Source organism: Variovorax sp. P5_A3 (assembly GCF_056400665.1).
The window spans coordinates 254,301-273,111 of sequence record NZ_JBFUKW010000003.1 but is presented as its reverse complement, the minus strand read 5'-3'; the positions used below and the strand labels follow the sequence as shown (position 1 = coordinate 273,111).

The following is an 18,811-nucleotide window of genomic DNA, read 5'->3' as shown; positions in this document are numbered from 1 at the left end:
CATGAACAAGCTCTTCATCCTTGCAGCCGTGGCTTCAACCCTGCTGATGGCGGCCTGCGGCAAGCCGGCATCCATCGAGTCCGTCGAATCGCTCGTGGCGAACCCTGAGCGCCTGAAGGAACTTCGTGCGCAGTGCAAGGCTGACCATTCCAAGTTCGGCGATGCGCAGTGCAACGCAGTGGCCGAGGCCACGCGTCGGCGCTTCTTCGGTAGCGGTGGTCCGACGTACACGCCGCCCGCTTCATCGCCAGCATCGCCGGCGCAGAAGGAGTAGCGGTGCAGGACGTGGCGGTCATCGACCGCTTCCTCGACGTCGTCTCGCGCTATATCGATTCGGGCTTCGGGTTGTTGCGCGGCGAAGTCACCTTCCTCACCGCCACGCTGATCGCGATCGACATGACGCTTGCAGGCTTGTTCTGGGCGATGAGCCATGCGTCCGGCCAGGGCGATGACGTAATAGCCAAGCTCATCAAGAAGGTGCTGTACGTCGGAGCCTTCGCCTACATCATCGGCAACTTCAACGGCTTGGCGGGCATCCTGTTCCGATCTTTTGCCGGCTTGGGCCTGACCGCTTCGGGTTCGGGCATGAGCCAAACGCAGTTGCTGCAGCCAGGCCAGCTGGCCAAGGTCGGCATCGACGCCGGCCGGCCGATCATGGAGCAGATCGGCACCATGACGGGGTTCCCGGAGGTGTTCGCAAACCTCGACACCATCGCGGTGCTGTTCCTCGCGTGGCTCGTACTGATCGTGGCGTTCTTCGTGCTGGCGGTACAGCTCTTCGTCACGCTGATCGAGTTCAAGCTGACCACGCTCGCGGGCTTTGTGCTCGTGCCGTTCGCGCTGTGGAACAAGACTTCGTTCCTGGCCGAGAAGGTGCTGGGCAACGTGGTGTCGTCGGGCATCAAGGTGCTGGTGCTCGCGGTGATCGTGGGTATCGGCTCCGGCTTGTTCGCAGAGTTCACAGTGCCGCCCGGTGCCGACCCAAGCATCGACCATGCCCTCGTGATCATGCTGGCGTCGCTGGCGATGCTCGGGCTAGGGGTCTTCGGCCCGGGGATCGCGACGGGGCTGGTATCTGGTGCGCCGCAGTTGGGCGCGGGTGCTGCGGCGGGCACCGCGATGGGTGCAGCGGGGCTTGCGGTGGCCGGAGGTGCGGCCGTGGTTGGCGCCGGTTCCGCGGTCGCGGCCGGCGCGCGTATGACCCCTGGTGCAGCGCGTGCGGCCGTCGGCGGCGGCGCGACGGCCGCGCGCTCGGCGAGCGCGATGGCCAGTGGAGCGAAATCTGCTTACCAGGCGGGCGCTGCCGCATCGGGCGGTAGCGGCGTGCGTGCTGCCGGCGCCGGGCTCGCGAGCGTCGCCAAGGCCGGGGCGAATGCAGCCGGCCAGCGCGTTGCTTCTGGCGCCAAAGCCATCAAGGACCGCGCGGCGAACTTCGTGGCCGATGCTGCTACGCCTGCTTCGCCCTCGGCTTCTGCCTCTGGCTCGACCGCAGAAAGCAGTGCATCCGCCGCCTCGGCATCCGAACCCGCTTGGGCGCAGCGCATGCGTCGCAAGCAGCAGGTGACCCAAGCCGCGACGACCGCCGCCCACGTGCTGCGCTCGGGCGACCACGCCGGTGGCGGCGCCAGTCCCAGCCTGCGGGACAGCTCCAACCCCTGAACCCTTTTTGAAAGGAATCCCTGTGCGTTTCAAACGACCCCAGGTGCGGTATTCGGATACGCCCGAGCCCGTCACCCCATATCAAGCCGCCGCGCAGGTCTGGGACCAGCGCATCGGCGACAGCCGCGTGCAGGCGAAAAACTGGCGCTTGATGGCCTTCGGCAGTCTGTCCCTGGCACTGCTGATGGCCGGCGGCCTGGTCTGGCGATCGGCGCAGTCCATCGTCACGCCCTATGTCATCGAGGTGGACAACGCCGGTCAGGTGCGGGCCGTGGGCGAAGCCGCGGTGCCGTACAAGCCGGCCGATGCGCAAATCGCGTTTCACTTGGCGCGCTTCATTGGCGACGTGCGGTCGCTCTCCATCGATCCGATTGTGGTGCGGCGCAACTGGCTCGAAGCCTACGACTACACGACCGACCGCGGTGCCGCGACGCTGAACGATTACGCGCGAACCAACGATCCGTTCTCCCGCATCGGGCAGAGCTCGGTAGCCGTGGAGGTGACCAGCGTCGTCCGCGCCAGCGATGCCTCGTTCCAGGTGCGCTGGATCGAGCGCAGCTATACGAATGGGTCGCCTTCGGGCACCGAGCGGTGGACGGCGGTGCTGTCCGTCGTGTTGCAGCCGCCGCGCACCGAAGAGCGGCTGCGCAAAAACCCATTGGGCATCTATGTCAACGGCCTGTCCTGGAGCCGTGAACTCGAAGCAGCGCAAGGAGCAAAACCATGAAAGCACATTTCAGTAAGACCGTATCGCCGTTGATCCTGCTGGCCACGCTGGCCTCTGTCGCGGGCTGCACCACGCAGGGCAAGCCGCCGCCGGTGATCTCACTCGATGAACCTGTTGCCGTCGCGGCCAAGGTCTTGCCCGAGCCTGCCAAGCCGATCGAGGTGGTGACCGTTCCTGAGCCACTGCCGTTGCCCGAGCAGATGAAGGCGCTGCCGGTTGAAGTACAGGCGAAGCCGGCGCCAGAGCCGGCCGACGACAAGGTGCGCGTCTCCCGCGCGAATGAGGAAGCGCGCATTGTGCCGACGCGCGAGGGGTACGTGAATGCGATCCAGGTTTGGCCCTATGCGGACGGAGCGCTGTATCAGGTCTACACCAGCCCGGGGCGGGTGACAGTCATCGCATTGCAGGAGGGCGAGGAACTGGTGACGGTCTCCGCCGGCGATACGGTGCGCTGGATAGTGGGCGACACGGCCAGCGGCGCTGGCGCTGCTCTGCGCGTCAACATCCTGCTGAAGCCAACCCGCGTGGGGCTGAAGACGAATCTCGTCGTCACCACGAATCGGCGCACCTACCTGCTCGAGCTGTCTTCGACGCCGCAGGCCTGGATGGCATCGGTGTCCTGGGACTACCCCAAGGATCGGATGCTTGCGCTGCAGAAGCAGGCGCGCGAAGCCCAGCCGGCCACGCCGGTGGACTCGGGCCTGTCGTTGGAGCAGATCAAGTTCCGCTATGCAATCACTGGCGATGGTCCGTCCTGGAAGCCGTTGCGCGCGTTCGACGATGGGCAGCGTGTCTACATCCAGTTCCCCGGTGGCATCGCACAGGGCGAGCTGCCGCCGCTGTTCGTGATCGGACCGCAAGGGGACGGGCAGCTCGTGAACTACCGCTTCCGGTCGCCTTACTATGTCGTCGATCGGCTCTTCGGCGCTGCCGAACTACGGCTGGGTGGGTTCAAGGGCGGCAAGGCCGAGGTCGTGCGCATCGAGCGCACGGATGGTGTTCAGCGCGGGAGTGGATCGTGAGCGATGCCGACGCACCATCCCTCAAGGCCGATCCGGAAACGCTGGCGCTGCGCGCGCAGCCGCGCCCAGTCGTTCGCCTGAATCGCCGCGCGCTGGCCGTCGGAGCTGGCACTGTCGCCGCGGCGGTGCTGGGCGGCACGCTGTGGTCGTTGCAGTCGCAGCAGCGTTCCCGTCCTCCATCGAATGAGCTGTTCAACGTCGATCGAATTGCGAAGTCGGAGAACCTGGACCGGCTGCCGAAGGACTATGCGGGGCTTCCGCCGGCGGTGACGGCAGCACCGCCTGTGCTGGGCGAGCCATTGCCCGGCGATCTCGGGCCGGCGATCGTGAAATCGCAGCAGCCGATGGAACAGCGGATGGCGCCGCCTGGTACCGATCCGGCGCAGCTGGCCGCCGAAGAAGCGGCGCGGTCGTCGGTGTTTTTCCGGGGGGCCGGGAGCGGGGCCGGTGGCGCCAGGCCGGTGGCTGCCGCGCCACCTACGACATCAGTAGCCAATCCGAATGCAGGCATTGCCGCTCCGACCCAGAATCCGTTCAATGCAACGGCGGGCGGCACGCTGCCTGCGGTGCCGACCGATCCGACGGCAGCGCAGAACCGGCAAGACTCGAAAGAGGCCTTCCTGACGAAGGCGGGAGACGGAGCCACGCGCAATCCAGGAAGTCTGCAACCGCCCGCATCGCCGTACCAGGTAATGGCGGGCACCGTGATTTCTGCAGCGCTGGTGACGGGCATCAATTCTGATCTGCCGGGGCAGGTGATCGCCAACGTGACCGAGGCGGTCTACGACACCGCCACGGGGCGGCATCTGTTGGTCCCGCAGGGCTCGCGGCTGATTGGGCGCTACGACAGCCAGGTTTCGTTTGGCCAGCGGCGCGTGCTGCTGGTGTGGACGCGGCTGATCCTGCCAGACACGTCGTCGGTGGCGCTGGATCGGTTGCCGGGGATCGATCCAGCGGGCTATGCCGGGCTTGAGGATGGCGTTGACTGGCACTGGGACCGCATCCTGGCCGGAGCCGCTCTGTCTACGCTGCTGGGCGTGGGGGCTGAGCTGGCAGCGCCGGAGAGTCGCACCGACCAAAACGGTAACCGGACGGTGATCGCCATCCGCGAAGGCGCGCAGGACTCGATCAACCAGGTCGGGCAGGAGATCACGAAGCGAAATGCGAGCATCCAGCCGACGCTGACCATCCGGCCGGGGTTTCCGATGCGGGTGATGGTGAGCAAGGACTTGGTGCTGCGGCCGTACCAGCCATTGTTCTTCGTGCGAGGAGTACCGCAATGAGCGCAGCCAAGCTCCGCCTTGGACCATTGCCAAAGGCAACGACGGTGAGGCTTGCTGTGACCATGCCTGCCGACCTGAAGGACATGCTCGACCGTTATGCGGCTCAGCATTCACAGGCCTACGGCGAGCCGGTTGACGCAGCTTCTCTCATTCCGCACATGCTGGAAGCCTTCATGGCACGCGATCGCGCTTTCAGCAGAGGCGCTGGCAAGCGACCGCCGCCCCAAACTACGACCGGGCACGCTGCAGCAGGTTCTTGATAGATGTCGGCTCCTGCACGATGAGGGCATCAACAGTTGCAGTGCAATCAGCGTGACCGGACTTCCGTGACGCTGTGGCACGGGTGGAGTCGATCATGAGAAAAGGCGAAGAGTCAGCCGCTGTCGGGACCTTTCACCGCGGGCACGTCGTACGCTTGGAGAGCCCCGAACAGCGACCCCAATCGGAGGTTCCAAGCGCCGTGTCCTTCCGGCGCACGATCCGGCGGACGGAACTGCACAAGATGGTGCCGCTCTCCGGCACCACGATCTACGACATGGAGCGTCGAGGCGAGTTTCCGCGCAGATTCAACCTGACCTCGCGCTGCGTGGTGTGGGATCTTGCAGAGGTCGAGGCCTGGATCGAGACACGCCGCCAGGTCTCGGACGCCGCGCAGATGAAGCGTGCGCCCTCCCCCGACGTGCGGCAGCGCAAGCGCCGTCCGGTCAAAGCAATGCTTGCGTCGTGATGACCTTCATCGACGGCGGCAGCAAGGTGGGCGTGTGGGACTTGCCTGCCACCCAGGCGTCGATCATGTCCGCCCACTCTTGCAGCATGTGCCGGCGCTGCTCGGCGTACTCAGCCTTGTTGTAGACCCCGCGCGACGAGCGGCCGTCTTCGTGGGCGAGGCACTTCTCGATCCAGTCACTGTTGAAGCCTAGTTCGTTCAGGGTGGTCGAGCCGGTACGGCGCAGGTCATGCACGGTAAAGCCGTCCAAGGGCAGGCCCTTCTCCTTCGCTCGGGCGGTCACCAGCTGCGTCACGCGGTTAAGGGTCGCATTGGACATGCACTTGTCAGGCTCGTAACGCGAAGGCAGCACGTACCTGGAACCGCCAGCGCAAGTGCGCAGCGCGACCATGATGTCGAGCGCCTGCTGCGACAGATAGACGTTGTGCGCCTTGGAACCCTTCATGCGCTCCTTGGGGATGGTCCACAGCGCGTTCTCGAAGTCGATCTCGTTCCAGGTGGCATGGATCAGCTCACCCTTGCGCACAAGGGTGAGCAGGATGAGCCGGAGTGCCAAGCGGATGGTCGGGTACGACGCCACCGTTTCCAATTGATGGTGCATCAGTCGGATTTCGACCGGCGACAAGGCACGGTCTTTCGGCACGAAGGTCGCGATCGAGGACGGCCCGACGTCATCGGCCGGGTTGGAGACCTTCTCGCCGTGCAGGATGGCAAACCCGTAGATTTGCTTGACGATGTCTCGCACGTGGACGGCCGTAGCCGGGGCCCCCCTGCCTTTGACCTTGTTGCAGAGGTCGCGCAGGTCGTCCGACGTTATTTCGGTCAAGAGGCGGTTCTTGAAGACGGGCAGGATGTCGCGGTCGAGGATGCTCTTGCGCATCGAGCGAGTACTGTCCGCCATCCTGGCGCCCTTGGCCCACCTGTCGGTGAATTCCTGGAAGTTCTTTGCCTCCGACAGACGGCGCTTTTCACGCTGTTTCTCCTGCGCCGGAGATTTTCCGTCAGACACCGCGCGCCGGGCGTCTATGCACCTCTCGCGGGCCCTGGCCAACGACAAGCCGTCCGCTCCATAACGTCCGATCGTCAGAGTCTCACGGCGGCCATTCATACGGTAGTCGTAGCGGAAGGTGACAGTGCCGACCGGCGACACAGTGACGTACATCCCGTCCCGGTCGGTCACCTTGTAGAGCGCGGCCTTGGGCTTGAGGTTCTTGAGCGCGGTGTCGGTGAGCATGCGTTCTCCTGGGCGAGAGCGCCTTTACCGTCAAGCACGCTCAAACTGCAAACACGCCCGGAACCCGCATGAAACCTAGCTTTTCGCCTTCTTTTTTACCGTCATGCGTCGAAACGGGCTGACGGTACAAATTTTAGACCAGTGGAACGAACTTTTGCTACCGACAGATCAACCGACAACTTGAGTTGCTTGCCACCAATCGTTGTCGATAGACGTCAAGAAGAAAATATTTATAAATCAACAACTTACGTCAATTTAGCGATAGTTGTCGATTGTCCGCGAAGAGCGGCAAATCATTCCCACTCGATCGTCGCCGGCGGCTTGCTGCTCACGTCGTACGTCACGCGATTGATGCCTCGAACCTCGTTGATGATGCGTCCCGACACCTTCTTGAGCAGCGCATAGGGCAGTTCGGCCCAGTCTGCCGTCATGAAGTCGCTGGTCTGCACCGCGCGCAGGGCCACGACGTAGTCGTAGGTGCGGCCGTCGCCCATCACGCCGACGCTCTTGACCGGCAGGAACACGGCAAAGGCCTGGCTGGTCAGGTCGTACCAGCTCTTGTCGGTGGCGGGATCGATGAAGTTGCGCAGTTCCTCGATGAAGATCGCATCGGCGCGGCGCAGCAGTTCGGCGTATTCCTTCTTCACTTCGCCGAGGATCCGCACACCCAGGCCGGGGCCAGGGAACGGATGGCGGTACACCATCTCGGGCGGCAGGCCGAGCGCGACGCCGAGTTCGCGGACTTCGTCCTTGAACAGGTCGCGCAGCGGCTCCAACAGCTTCAGGCCCAGTTGCTCAGGCAGGCCGCCGACGTTGTGGTGGCTCTTGATCGTGACGGCCTTCTTGCTCTTGGCGCCACCGGACTCGATCACGTCCGGGTAGATGGTGCCCTGCGCCAGCCACTTCGCGCCCTTGGCGCCGGCGCTGGTGAGCTTGGCCGCCTCCTGCTTGAACACAGTGACGAACTCGCCGCCGATGATCTTTCGCTTGGCCTCGGGATCGCTCACGCCGGCGAGCTTGCCGAGGAAGAGCTCGCTCGCATCGACGCGGATCACCTTGGCGTGCAGCTTGCCGACGAACATGTCCATGACCATGTCGCCCTCGTTCAGGCGCAGCAGGCCGTGGTCGACGAAGACACAGGTGAGCTGGTCGCCGATGGCGCGATGGATCAGGGCGGCCGCCACGGAGGAGTCGACGCCGCCGGAAAGCCCGAGGATGACTTCCTCGTCGCCCACCTGCTGGCGAATGGCTTCCACGGCTTCGGCGATGTGGTCGCGCATCACCCAATCGGGCCGCGCGCCGCAGATGCCGAGCACGAAGCGATCGAGGATCTCCTTGCCCTGCTGCGTGTGCGTGACCTCGGGGTGGAACTGCACGGCGTAGAAATGCCGGTCCTCGTCGGCCATGCCGGCGATCGGGCAGCTCTCGGTCGACGCCATCAGCTTGAAGCCGGGCGGAAGTTCGGTGACCTTGTCACCATGGCTCATCCACACGTTGAGCATGCCGTGCCCTTCGTCGGTCGTGAAATCGGCGATGTCCTTGAGAAGCTCGGTGTGCCCGCGCGCCCGGACGGCCGCAAAGCCGAACTCGCGCTTGTGGCCGCCCTCGACCTTGCCGCCGAGCTGATGCGCCATGGTCTGCATGCCGTAGCAGATGCCCAGCACGGGCACGCCGAGCTCGAACACCGCCTGCGGCGCCTTGTCGGTGGTGTCCTCATAGACACTGGCATGGCTGCCCGAAAGGATGACGCCCTTCAGGCTCCCATCCTTGGCGTACTCGCGAATCCACTCATCCGTGACGTCGCAAGGATGCACCTCGCTCAGCACGTGCGCCTCGCGCACGCGACGTGCGATGAGCTGGGTGACTTGCGAGCCGAAATCGAGAATCAGGATCTTCTGGTGCATATGAATAGCCGAAATAGGTGCCAAATACCCTGCGCCGCTCCCTTCGGGAAACACCGCGGACCGGCTCCGCCGGCCCGCCGGTGTTGCCCCCTGCAAGGGGGTTGGGCGAAGCGACACGAAGTGCGCGCAGCCTGGGGGTGTGCTTATTCAGCCCTGTAGTTGGGCGCTTCCTTGGTGATCTGCACGTCGTGCACATGGCTTTCGCGGATGCCTGCGGTGGTGATCTCGACGAACTCGGCCTTGTTCTTCATGTCCTCGATCGTCGCGCAGCCGCAGTAGCCCATGCTGGCGCGCAAGCCGCCGGACATCTGGTAGACGATCGACACCATCGAACCCTTGTAGGGCACGCGGCCTTCGATGCCCTCGGGCACGAGCTTGTCGGCATTGGGGTTGCCTGTGGTCGATTCCTGGAAGTAGCGATCCGCACTGCCCTGCTGCATGGCGCCGATGGAGCCCATGCCGCGGTAGCTCTTGTAGCTGCGGCCCTGGAACAGAACGATCTCGCCCGGGGCCTCTTCGGTGCCCGCGAACATGCCGCCCATCATCACGGTGCTCGCGCCGGCGGCAATGGCCTTGGCGATATCGCCCGAATAGCGGATGCCGCCATCGGCGATAAGCGGGATGCCAGTGCCCTGCAGGGCCGTCGCGACGTTGTCGACCGCCATGATCTGCGGGACGCCCACGCCGGCCACGATGCGGGTCGTGCAGATGGAGCCCGGGCCGATGCCGACCTTGACGGCATCGGCACCCGCGTCGGCCAGCGCGCGGGCCGCGTCGCCGGTGGCGATGTTGCCGCCGATCACGTCGACCTGCGGGTAGTTCTTCTTGACCCAGCGCACGCGCTCGATCACGCCGGCGCTGTGGCCGTGGGCGGTGTCGACGACGATCGCATCGACGCCGGCCCTCACGAGCGCCTCGACGCGCTCCTCAGTGCCCTCGCCCACGCCGACCGCTGCGCCGCAACGCAGGCGGCCGCTGGCGTCACGTGCGGCGTTCGGGAAGCTGGTCTGCTTGGTGATGTCCTTGACGGTGATCAGGCCCTTGAGCTCCCAGGCCTCGTTGATCACGAGCAGGCGTTCGAGCTTGTGCTTGTTGAGCAGCGCCTTCGCGTCCGCCAGCGTGGTGCCGTCAGGCACGGTGATGAGCTTGTCGCGCCGCGTCATGATCTCGCTTACGGGCACGTCGTAGCGGTTTTCGAAGCGAAGATCGCGGCCGGTGACGATGCCGACCACCTTGCCTGCGTCGCAGACCGGGAAGCCGGAGATGCCGAGCTGGTCGGACAGCGCCATGACTTCACGCACGGTGTGCGTCGGGGTGATGACCACGGGGTCGCGCAGCACGCCGGACTCATAGCGCTTCACCTTCGCCACCTGGGCGGCCTGTTCGGCAGGGGTGAAGTTCTTGTGCACGATGCCGATGCCGCCTTCCTGCGCGATGGCGATCGCGAGGCGCGCTTCGGTCACGGTGTCCATGGCCGCCGAGACGAGCGGCAGGTTCAGCGTGATGTTTCGGGAGAGCCGGGTGGCGAGGGAGGTGTCCTTGGGGAGGACCTGGGAGAACGCTGGCACCAGCAACACGTCGTCGAAGGTGAGCGCTTTGCCGAGAAGGCGCATGGGTGAAGCTCCAAAAGACGGATTGTAACGATGGCTCGGCGCCTGCCGCGCCGGAGGGCCTTGCGTCTTCCCACACGCAATTCCGTCCGAATTTGTCGGAATCGCGGCAGAACGTTGCAAAAATGCCAGCGGCAAAGTTGCAAAACGTAAGGCGGCGCTAAACTGCCGGCCATGAAATTCGCGCATCTGCTTGTCATCGCATCGGTGTTCCTGTTGCCGTTGGGTGCCCACGCCCAGTGGCAATGGATCGACAAGGACAACAAAAAGGTGTTCAGCGACCAGCCGCCTCCTCCGGACGTTCCCGAGAAGAACATCATTCGCAAACCCGGCGTACCCGGTAAGCGGCTGAACTTCAGCACGCCTCCTGCACCGCCGGAAGCCGTGGCAGCAGCCGTTCCGCCGCCCACCGCCGCCAAGCCGACGGGTGTCGACAAGGAACTCACCGAGAAGGCGAAGAAGGCCGAAGACACCGAAAAGGCCAAACAGGCGGCCGAAGCGCAGAAGATGGCGCAGGCCAGGGCCGAGAACTGCAGTCGGGCGCGTCAGGGCAAGGCGACCATGGACAGCGGCATCCGCGTGGCCCGCATCAATGCGCAGGGCGAACGCGAGATCATCGACGACAGCGCGCGCGCCGCGGAAACGCAACGGCTGCAATCGGTGATCGAATCCGAGTGCAGGTAGGCGAGGCTAGTACCCCGCCTTGCCGCCCTTGCGTCGGCGAGCGAACAGTCCCGTTCCGCGTGCGCCCTGCTGCCGGAATCGTTCGCGCCTCGCGACCTTGGGGTCCACCGTGAGCGGTCGGCACAGTTCGACGCGATCGAGGTCAGCGAGGACCTGATCCCATTCGACCGCACGGCCCCAAATGCCGGGAACCGACGCCTGCCAGTCGAACATTGGGAAGCTGGCCCCGAGCCTGCTGGCCGCGACGGCATCCCGCGCCGTCGCACCGTCCGGAAGGGACACGACCTGTTCAAACACCTCGCGCGGCGCCGGCGAATACGTCACCGTGACTTGAAGCATCAGGGTGCGCCGTAGACGTGCTCGGCGCGCTTCACGAAGGCTTCGACCAGATTCGAGGCCACTTTGTCGAACACCGGGCCGACCAGCGCCTGCAGCGCGAAATTGTTGAAGCCGTAGCTGAGGTTCAGCTCGACGCGGCAGGCGCGCTCGCCCTCCTCTCCCACAGGGGTGAATTTCCAGACGCCGTCCAGATTGGAGAAGGGACCGGCGACCAGCTTCAGATGCACCTCGCGGCCGGGCACATGCGTGTTGCGCGTCGTGAAGCTCTGATGAAAGCCGCTGAATGCGAGGCCGACTTCGGCCGTCATTCCGAGGCCGTCCTGCTCGATCACTTTCGAGCGGTCGCACCAGGGCAAAAACTCCGGATACTTCGCAACATCAGTGACGAGGGCGTACATCTCATCGGCGCTGTACCAGATCAGAACGGACTTATGGACTGTTTTCATAGAATCGGCACCGCGTGCGCGACGGATTGTATTGAAGCCATGCAGCCCTCACCTGTCACACCATGGCCACAAAAAAACAAGACACCTCCTCCCGGATCGCGGACAACAAGAAAGCCGCCTACAACTACTTCTTCGAGGAGCGCTTCGAGGCGGGCATGGTTCTCGAGGGATGGGAAGTCAAATCGCTGCGCGAGGGCAAGGTGCAACTCACTGACGGGTACGTCGTGATTCGCGATGGAGAACTCTTCGTGATCGGTTGCCAGATCAACCCGCTGCGATCCGCGTCAACGCACATCACGCCCGATTCCGTTCGCACCAAGAAGCTGCTGCTGCACAAGGAGCAGATCCGCCGCCTCATCGGCAAGGTCGAGCAAAAAGGCTATACGCTCGTGCCGCTCAACCTTCACTGGAAGGCTGGCAAGGTCAAGTGCGAGATCGCGCTGGCCAAGGGCAAGGCCGAACACGACAAACGCGACACGATCAAGGACCGCGAAGGCAAGCGTGAAGTCGAGCGGGCCATGAAGAGTCGAAGCCGCTGAAGGAACATCGATGGCGCTCCAACCCCTCGACGCCGCGCGCGTCAATCCGCTCGAAGGCGGCCCGAGCTTTTCGCTGGGTAATCGGGTGTTGCGGGCCGTCTGGAACCTGAGTTGGGCGCTGCTGGCATCGTGGACCCCTCCGCAGATGCGCTTCTGGCGCCGCTTTCTGCTGAAGCTCTTCGGTGCGCAACTGGGCGAATCCAGCGACGTGCGAGGCAGCGCACGGGTCTGGTATCCGCCCCACCTTCATCTGGCCGATCGTGCCTTGCTGGCTGAACGGGTCACTTGCTACAACATGGCGCCGATTTCACTGGGACGCGCAGCGCTGGTGTCGCAAGGCGCGCATCTCTGCGCGGGCACGCACGACATCGCTTCGCCGACCTTCCAGTTGACCGCGCGGCCGATCGTCATCGGCCCGCAAGCGTGGATCGCGGCCGAGGCCTTCGTCGGACCGGGCGTGGAAGTGGGCGAAGGTGCGGTCCTGGGCGCGCGAGGTGTTGCGTTCCGCTCGCTGGATCCCTGGATGGTGTACGGCGGGAACCCGGCGAAACCGCTCAAGCGGCGCGTGCTTCGCGATGAGGATCGCAGCGGCCTGGTCGGCGACCGTTGAGCTTTTTTTCTAGGACATGGAATAAACCAACCCGTCCTGGCGTTTGTGCAGCAGACAACCCCGATGATCTGCTTCACCTCATGAACGCGCGCCTGCTCGTCGACCATATCCCCAGCCTGCGGCGCTATGCCCGCGCGCTGACGGGCGACAGCTGGTCCGCGGACGACCTCGTGCAGGACACTCTCGAGCGCGCCTGCAGCAAGTGGCGGCTGTGGATCGTGGGAAGCGATCTCAGGGCCTGGCTCTTCACCATCATGCACAACGTGTTTGCGAGCCAAGTGCGTCGCGCGCCGGCGCGCGCGGCTGTCGTCGACATCGACGACGTCGTGCACGAGATACGCAGTGTGGATTCGCACCGTGACCAGGCCATCGACCTGCAGCGGTGCCTGCTGCTGCTTCCCGAGGACCAGCGCGCCGTGCTCCTGCTGGTGGCGCTCGAAGACCTTTCCTACGCGCAGGTGGCCAAGGTGCTGGGTATTCCGGTGGGCACCGTGATGTCGCGCCTCTCGCGGGCGCGCGCCCGACTTCAGGATCTGATGGAGGGCACGCCTGCGGCTGCCTCGGTTCGCCCTGGCCTGCGTCGCCTCAAGTGATCGGCTATCGCCATGAATACGCCCCCACCTTCCCCCGATGACGACCCGGTCGCCTGGGAGGCCCAGTGCAACGCCTTGCGGCAACTGCATCGCGAGGTGCTCGACGAACCCGTTCCACCCTCGCTGGTGGCCGCGGCCGGCCTGGCCGACGAACAGCATGCCCGGCGAACCGGCTGGATGCGCTGGGGCGGCATGGCAGCGGGTGTCTTGATCGCCTTTGCTGCGGGGTGGCTCGCGAACACCCAATGGGCTGTATCACGGCCAGGCGCAGCGCTGGCTCGCGCGCCGGCCACGCGCGAATTCGTGCATGCCGCCTCGGTGGCCCATGCGGTCTATGCGCCCGAGAAGCGCCATCCGGTCGAAGTGGCCGCGGCCGAACAACAGCATCTGGCCCAGTGGCTCTCGAAACGGCTCGACAAACCGCTCCAGGTGCCGGATCTGTCGGCGGAGGGCTACGCATTGGTCGGCGGTCGCCTGCTACCCGGCAGCGACGGTGCCCGCGCACAGTTCATGTTCGAACGGGCTGGGGGCGAGCGCATCACACTCTACATTGGCAGCCTCGGTCCGGGTGCGGATGCTTCGCGCTCGGGAGAGACTGCATTCCGTTTTGCAGCGGACGGCCCAGTGCCGAGCTTCTATTGGGTGGACCGGGGCTTCGGCTATGCGCTGACGGGCGCGCTCCCGCGCGACGCTTTGCTCGATCTCGCGACGGCGGTGTACCGCCAGCTTGAAAAGACCGGCGGATAGACTGTTCCGTCAGAATCGTTTTTTAACCGAAGGAGAAAACCTCAATGAAATTGCTCAGCGCCTCGATCCTTGCCGCCGCCCTGCTCGCAGGATGCGGAAGCATGTCAACAGCGCCGGACACGCCGACGCGCACGTCCGACGGCGTCCTGATCGGCCCGACCGGCATGACGCTCTACACCTTCGACCGCGATTCAGCCGGCAGCGGCAAGTCCGCGTGCAACGGACCTTGCGCCACCAACTGGCCGCCGCTTCCCGTAGCGGATACGGCCAAGGCCATGGGCTCCTACACCATCATCGTGCGCGACGATGGCAAGAAGCAATGGGCCTACAAGGGCTGGCCGCTCTACTACTGGTCGAAGGACACGAAGGCCGGCGACAAGACCGGCGATGGCTTCAATGGCGCGTGGAAGGTGGCGCGCCCCTGAGCCACGAATCTCGCCGGATGGCGAGTTGAATGAAAAAAGGCCGGCTTGATGCCGGCCTTTTTGCTGGGGCTCGCGGCTGCTCAGCAGCGGCCCTTCTTCGCTTGGCCCGGAGGGCAGTGATAACCGCCGTGGTCATGGTCATCATCCCGATCGTGATGATCGTAGTGCTTGTCCTTCTTCTGCTTGTAGGGCTTCCAGTTCGGTTCGACCCAGCGCCAGCCACCTTCGGCACGCACCCAGCGACCTGGCGCATAGGCGTAGTCGGGGCGTGCGGGCTCCCAATAGCCTTGGCGCCAGTCATAGGCGTTGTGCTGCCATTGCCAATTTCCGGGCACCCAGACATAGCCCTGGCGTTGCGGCGGCATGGGCTCGTAGCGCGGTGGCGGTGGCGCCGCCATCACGACGCCGGGTACGTTGATATTGATCGACACCTGGGCTGTCGAGCAAAGGGGCGCGGCAACCAATACACAGGCAGCCAGGACAACGGAAAGTCGCATCAATTCCTCCTCAAAATAATCAATCAACGTCGAGCGGGCTGTCAGGGCATCAGTGAATGCCCTATCCACTCTCAGTGGGGACTGGTCAGGGCACCCGCCGGAGCCCGCCTCTCGCGAAGCCCGAGCAGCTCGTTGAACACCAGGGCTCCGATGACGACTGCGCCACCGGTCAGCACGCTCGGCTCGGGCTCTTCGCCAGCGCCGATCCAGGCCAACGCAATGCCAAAGATAACTTCCAGCAGTGCGAGGAGCGACACCTCGGGCGCCTTCAGCACACGAGCGCACATCACCGACAACACACAGGGAATCGCAAGCTGGAAGAGGCCGAGGAAAGCCAGCAGGCCGAGGTCGTGAGCGTTCGCCTGGAAGGGCCAGGCCAGCGGCAGCGTGACGAGCGTGGAGATGGCGGCGCCGATCAGGACCGCGGGTACGAGGTCGACGTCGTGCCCCTTGGCATGTGCGTGCTGGACCACCGTCCAGTTGCAGGCGCCTGCGAGCGGCACGCACAGCGCGACCAACGTGCCCAACAAGAGACCTTCGCCAAGCTGTGCGCCGTACATCCATCCGATGCCGGCGCCCGCCGCCACGATGGCGATCCAGGTCCGCGACGGCAACTTGTGGCCGATGAAGATCCGTGCCGCCAGCGCCGTCAGCAACGGGCCGGCAGCCATGGTCACCAGCACATTCGCCACGCTGGTCAATGTGAGCGCCACCATGAAGGCGGTGAACATCACGCTCCAGCAGACGCCGGAGACCCACAGCTCGCTACCGCCCTGGCGGATCTTCGAGAAGATTGCGCGGCCCTGCCACAGCGGCAGGATCACCAGTAGCGACGCCAGCGTGAAGAAGCTGCGCCAGAAGGTCACCTCGAAGCTGCGAGCGTGCTCCAGGTGACGCGTGACGACACCCGCCGTGGCCCACATGAGGGTCACGACGACCATCAGCCAGACCGCGCGGCCGTGAGTGAGCCCGCGGCCACCCACCTGCTGCATCAGGCAGTCTCGCGCGAGGCGCGCTTTCGCTCGTGTTCCTTCAGGAAACGCTTGCGCAGGCGCACGCTCTTGGGCGTGATCTCGACCAACTCGTCGTCCTCGATGAATTCAACGCCGTATTCCAGCGTGAGTTCGATCGGCGGCGTGATCTTGATCGCGTCCTCCTTGCCGGACACGCGGAAGTTGGTCAGCTGCTTGGTGCGCGTGGCATTCACGACCAGGTCGTTATCGCGACTGTGGATGCCGACGATCATGCCTTCGTACACCGGATCATTCGCGCGCACGAACATGCGGCCGCGATCGTCCAGCTTGCCCAGCGCGTAGGTGAAGATCTCGCCGTCGTCCATCGAAATCAGAACGCCGTTCTTGCGGCTACCGATCTCGCCCTTGTGCGGCTCATAGCCGTCGAAGATGTTGGAGATCAGGCCCGAGCCGCGCGTCAGGTTCAGGAATTCGTTGGTAAAGCCGATCAGGCCCCGCGCCGGAATGCGGTACTCGAGGCGCACACGGCCACGACCGTCCGGTTCCATGTTGACCAGTTCGCCCTTGCGCTCGCCCAGGGCTTGCATCACGCCACCCTGGTGCGCGTCCTCGATGTCGGCCGTCACCAGTTCGATCGGCTCGTGCTTCACGCCGTCAATGTCGCGGAACACCACGCGCGGCTTCGACACGGCCATCTCGTAGCCCTCACGGCGCATGTTCTCCAGCAGGATGGTCAGGTGCAGTTCGCCGCGACCCATGACTTCGAAGATGCCTTCTTCGTCCGTTTCCTTGACGCGCAAGGCCACGTTGTGTTGCAGCTCTTTCTGCAGGCGGTCCCAGATCTGGCGGCTGGTGACGAACTTGCCCTCGCGGCCGGCCAGGGGGCTGGTGTTGACGCAGAAGTTCATGGTCAGGGTCGGCTCGTCGACCTTGAGCATGGGCAGCGAAGTGGGTTTCACCGGATCGGTGACGGTCACGCCGATGCCGATGTCGGAAATGCCGTTGATCAGCACTATCTCGCCCGGACCGGCTTCATCGGTCTGAACGCGCTCGAGGCCCTGGAAGGTCAACACCTGGTTGACGCGGCCCTTGAAAGTATTGCCGTCCGGACCTTCCATCACCAGCACGTCCATCTGGGGCTTGATGGTCCCGGAGTGGATTCGGCCAACGCCGATCCGACCCACGAAGGTCGAGAAGTCGAGCGCGGAGATCTGCAGTTGCAGCGGCGCCTCGGGGTCACCGGCATGGGCAGGCACGTGCTTCAGAATGGTGTTGAACAGGGCCGACATGTCGGGACCCCACTGTTCGCCATGCTCGCCCTCCTCCAGCGAGGACCAGCCGTTGATGCCCGATGCGTACACAACCGGGAAATCAAGTTGTTCGTCCGTGGCGCCGAGCTTGTCGAACAGGTCGAAGGCGGCATTGACCACGTAGTCGGGGCGGGCGCCGGGCTTGTCGACCTTGTTGACGACCAGGATCGGCTTCAGGCCAAGGGCCAGCGCCTTCTTTGTCACGAAGCGGGTCTGGGGCATCGGACCTTCCTGCGCGTCGATCAGCAGCACGACACCGTCGACCATGCTGAGCGCACGCTCGACTTCACCACCGAAGTCCGCGTGGCCGGGGGTGTCCACGATGTTGATGTGCGTGCCTTCCCAGGTCACGGCGCAGTTCTTGGCCAGGATCGTGATGCCGCGCTCTTTTTCGATCGCGTTGTTGTCCATCACGGTATCGACCACTTTCTCGTGCTCGGCAAAGGTGCCGGACTGGCGCAGCAATTGGTCGACCATCGTGGTCTTGCCATGGTCCACGTGGGCAATGATGGCGATGTTGCGAATCTGTTTGGTGCTCATGGTGTCGCTTCGGTCAATAGTGTTTGCTGGATTTCGATGGGGCTCAGCAAGCGCCCCGGAATCAGTTCGCCGGCCTTCACATGGGCCGAGCCGAGGAATGCCTGGGGTTCGCGGGCGAAGACGGCCACGGCGGGCGCGTCCAGCCACGTGCCGCGTCGGCGCAGGCCGGACAGGAATCGCCCGGCATCTTCGGCGTCGAGCGTGACGGGCGTGTGATCGGCGACCAGCGCTTCGGTGGGGAGCAATTGCGCGAGGCGCTCTTCCTCGGTCATGGCTTCGAGCGCCTCCAGCGTCACGCATTGCGATACGTCGAAGCCGCCGGTCGCCGTCCGGCGCAACGCCGTGAGGTGGGCGCCGCAGCCCAAGGCTTCGCCAATGTCTTCGCCCAGCGTGCGGATGTAGGTGCCCTTGCTCACGGTCGCGCGGATGCGGATCTGGTTGTCGGACGATGCGTCGATCGTCAACCTGTAGATCATCACGTCGCGAGGTGCCCGCTCCACTTCGACGCCTTCGCGCGCGTATTCGTACAGCGCCTTTCCGTCTTTCTTCAAAGCGCTGTGCATCGGTGGCACCTGGCGTATCGGGCCGGTGAACTGCGCTTCGACGCGCTTCAGGTCGGCAGCAGTTGCTGCAACGGGACGCACGGCGATGACGTCGCCTTCGGCGTCGCCGGTGGATGTCTTCACGCCGAGACGCGCCGTGGCCTCGTAGGTCTTGTCGGCATCGAGATGGAGCTGGCTGAATTTGGTCGCCGCGCCGAAGCACAGCGGCAACACCCCGCTCGCGAGCGGATCGAGCGTGCCTGTGTGCCCTGCCTTCTCCGCCCGCAGCAACCATTTGGCCTTCTGCAAGGCCTGGTTGCTGGAAAGACCCAGCGGCTTGTCGAGCAGCAACACCCCATGCACAGGGCGCCGCTGCACCCGTGTGCGTGGCGCGTTCAT

The 18,811-nt window shown here is 64.6% G+C and carries 22 protein-coding genes; 13 read left to right on the top strand and 9 right to left on the bottom strand.

Annotation, left to right across the window (positions count from 1 at the left end; all coding sequences use genetic code 11):
• The first annotated feature begins 1 nt into the window (after position 1).
• From AC1D3B_RS06680 to AC1D3B_RS06650, 7 genes are all read left to right on the top strand, one after another.
• Positions 2-274: an EexN family lipoprotein gene (locus AC1D3B_RS06680; protein WP_478189871.1), complete on the top strand. Its 273-nt coding sequence runs from the start codon at positions 2-4 to the stop codon at positions 272-274.
• Positions 275-276: 2 nt separating this feature from the next.
• Positions 277-1,659, top strand: coding sequence for a P-type conjugative transfer protein TrbL (trbL, locus tag AC1D3B_RS06675; RefSeq protein WP_478189870.1), 1,383 nt, complete (start codon positions 277-279; stop codon positions 1,657-1,659).
• 22 nt (positions 1,660-1,681) lie between these two features.
• The gene (gene trbF / locus AC1D3B_RS06670) at positions 1,682-2,386 is read left to right on the top strand and encodes a conjugal transfer protein TrbF (RefSeq protein ID WP_478189869.1); all 705 of its coding nucleotides are present in this window, start codon (positions 1,682-1,684) and stop codon (positions 2,384-2,386) included.
• Positions 2,383-3,408, top strand: a complete 1,026-nt coding sequence (gene trbG, locus AC1D3B_RS06665; RefSeq protein WP_478189868.1) for a P-type conjugative transfer protein TrbG — start codon at positions 2,383-2,385, stop codon at positions 3,406-3,408. Before trbF ends, trbG begins: the two co-directional genes overlap by 4 nt.
• A complete protein-coding gene (locus tag AC1D3B_RS06660) occupies positions 3,405-4,691 on the top strand; it encodes a TraB/TrbI/VirB10 family type IV secretion system protein (RefSeq protein WP_478189867.1) in 1,287 nt (428 codons plus the stop codon). The genes trbG and AC1D3B_RS06660 overlap by 4 nt, the downstream gene beginning before the upstream one ends.
• Positions 4,688-4,951 carry a DUF2274 domain-containing protein gene (locus AC1D3B_RS06655; RefSeq protein WP_478189866.1) on the top strand — a complete coding sequence of 88 codons (264 nt, stop codon included), beginning with the start codon at positions 4,688-4,690 and terminating at the stop codon, positions 4,949-4,951. The genes AC1D3B_RS06660 and AC1D3B_RS06655 overlap by 4 nt, the downstream gene beginning before the upstream one ends.
• 200 nt (positions 4,952-5,151) lie before the next feature.
• Positions 5,152-5,418 (top strand): helix-turn-helix transcriptional regulator, encoded by a 267-nt coding sequence (locus AC1D3B_RS06650; protein ID WP_478189865.1) that lies wholly within the window; start codon positions 5,152-5,154, stop codon positions 5,416-5,418.
• Here the strand turns inward: AC1D3B_RS06650 and AC1D3B_RS06645 are convergent.
• The 3 genes from AC1D3B_RS06645 to guaB form a co-directional block, all read right to left on the bottom strand.
• Complete coding sequence (locus AC1D3B_RS06645) at positions 5,396-6,652, bottom strand: tyrosine-type recombinase/integrase (protein ID WP_478189864.1); 1,257 nt, start codon at positions 6,650-6,652, stop codon at positions 5,396-5,398. The two genes, AC1D3B_RS06650 and AC1D3B_RS06645, sit on opposite strands and share 23 nt — an antisense overlap.
• 293 nt (positions 6,653-6,945) lie before the next feature.
• Positions 6,946-8,556: a glutamine-hydrolyzing GMP synthase gene (gene guaA / locus AC1D3B_RS06640; RefSeq protein WP_478189863.1), complete on the bottom strand. Its 1,611-nt coding sequence runs from the start codon at positions 8,554-8,556 to the stop codon at positions 6,946-6,948.
• Positions 8,557-8,699: 143 nt separating this feature from the next.
• Positions 8,700-10,169, bottom strand: coding sequence for an IMP dehydrogenase (gene guaB / locus AC1D3B_RS06635; protein ID WP_478189862.1), 1,470 nt, complete (start codon positions 10,167-10,169; stop codon positions 8,700-8,702).
• Positions 10,170-10,340: 171 nt separating this feature from the next.
• Between guaB and AC1D3B_RS06630 the strand changes: the two genes are divergently transcribed.
• Positions 10,341-10,850: a DUF4124 domain-containing protein gene (locus AC1D3B_RS06630; protein ID WP_478189861.1), complete on the top strand. Its 510-nt coding sequence runs from the start codon at positions 10,341-10,343 to the stop codon at positions 10,848-10,850.
• Positions 10,851-10,856: 6 nt separating this feature from the next.
• Here AC1D3B_RS06630 and AC1D3B_RS06625 read toward each other — a convergent pair whose 3' ends face one another.
• A complete protein-coding gene (locus tag AC1D3B_RS06625) occupies positions 10,857-11,189 on the bottom strand; it encodes an RnfH family protein (RefSeq protein WP_478189860.1) in 333 nt (110 codons plus the stop codon).
• Complete coding sequence (locus tag AC1D3B_RS06620; RefSeq protein ID WP_478189859.1) at positions 11,189-11,635, bottom strand: type II toxin-antitoxin system RatA family toxin; 447 nt, start codon at positions 11,633-11,635, stop codon at positions 11,189-11,191. The genes AC1D3B_RS06625 and AC1D3B_RS06620 overlap by 1 nt, the downstream gene beginning before the upstream one ends.
• A 62-nt stretch (positions 11,636-11,697) precedes the next feature.
• Between AC1D3B_RS06620 and smpB the strand changes: the two genes are divergently transcribed.
• The 5 genes from smpB to AC1D3B_RS06595 all read left to right on the top strand — a co-directional run bounded on the left by smpB (position 11,698) and on the right by AC1D3B_RS06595 (position 14,549).
• The gene (gene smpB, locus AC1D3B_RS06615; protein ID WP_286615425.1) at positions 11,698-12,174 is read left to right on the top strand and encodes an SsrA-binding protein SmpB; all 477 of its coding nucleotides are present in this window, start codon (positions 11,698-11,700) and stop codon (positions 12,172-12,174) included.
• A 10-nt stretch (positions 12,175-12,184) separates the two neighbouring features.
• Positions 12,185-12,784, top strand: a complete 600-nt coding sequence (locus AC1D3B_RS06610; protein WP_478189858.1) for an LbetaH domain-containing protein — start codon at positions 12,185-12,187, stop codon at positions 12,782-12,784.
• Between the two features lie 80 nt (positions 12,785-12,864).
• The gene (locus AC1D3B_RS06605; protein ID WP_478189857.1) at positions 12,865-13,377 is read left to right on the top strand and encodes a sigma-70 family RNA polymerase sigma factor; all 513 of its coding nucleotides are present in this window, start codon (positions 12,865-12,867) and stop codon (positions 13,375-13,377) included.
• A gap of 12 nt (positions 13,378-13,389) precedes the next feature.
• Positions 13,390-14,124: an anti-sigma factor family protein gene (locus AC1D3B_RS06600; RefSeq protein WP_478189856.1), complete on the top strand. Its 735-nt coding sequence runs from the start codon at positions 13,390-13,392 to the stop codon at positions 14,122-14,124.
• 44 nt (positions 14,125-14,168) lie between these two features.
• On the top strand, positions 14,169-14,549 hold the full coding sequence (locus AC1D3B_RS06595; RefSeq protein WP_478189855.1) for a COG4315 family predicted lipoprotein: 381 nt from the start codon (positions 14,169-14,171) through the stop codon (positions 14,547-14,549).
• Positions 14,550-14,629: 80 nt separating this feature from the next.
• On the opposite strand, the gene AC1D3B_RS06590 is transcribed toward AC1D3B_RS06595, so the two are convergent.
• From AC1D3B_RS06590 to truB, 4 genes are all read right to left on the bottom strand, one after another.
• On the bottom strand, positions 14,630-15,046 hold the full coding sequence (locus tag AC1D3B_RS06590; protein WP_478189854.1) for a YXWGXW repeat-containing protein: 417 nt from the start codon (positions 15,044-15,046) through the stop codon (positions 14,630-14,632).
• Between the two features lie 71 nt (positions 15,047-15,117).
• A complete protein-coding gene (locus AC1D3B_RS06585; protein ID WP_478189853.1) occupies positions 15,118-16,038 on the bottom strand; it encodes a DMT family transporter in 921 nt (306 codons plus the stop codon).
• Positions 16,038-17,870 carry a translational GTPase TypA gene (typA, locus tag AC1D3B_RS06580; protein ID WP_478189852.1) on the bottom strand — a complete coding sequence of 611 codons (1,833 nt, stop codon included), beginning with the start codon at positions 17,868-17,870 and terminating at the stop codon, positions 16,038-16,040. Before typA ends, AC1D3B_RS06585 begins: the two co-directional genes overlap by 1 nt.
• A complete protein-coding gene (truB, locus tag AC1D3B_RS06575; RefSeq protein ID WP_478189851.1) occupies positions 17,867-18,811 on the bottom strand; it encodes a tRNA pseudouridine(55) synthase TruB in 945 nt (314 codons plus the stop codon). Before truB ends, typA begins: the two co-directional genes overlap by 4 nt.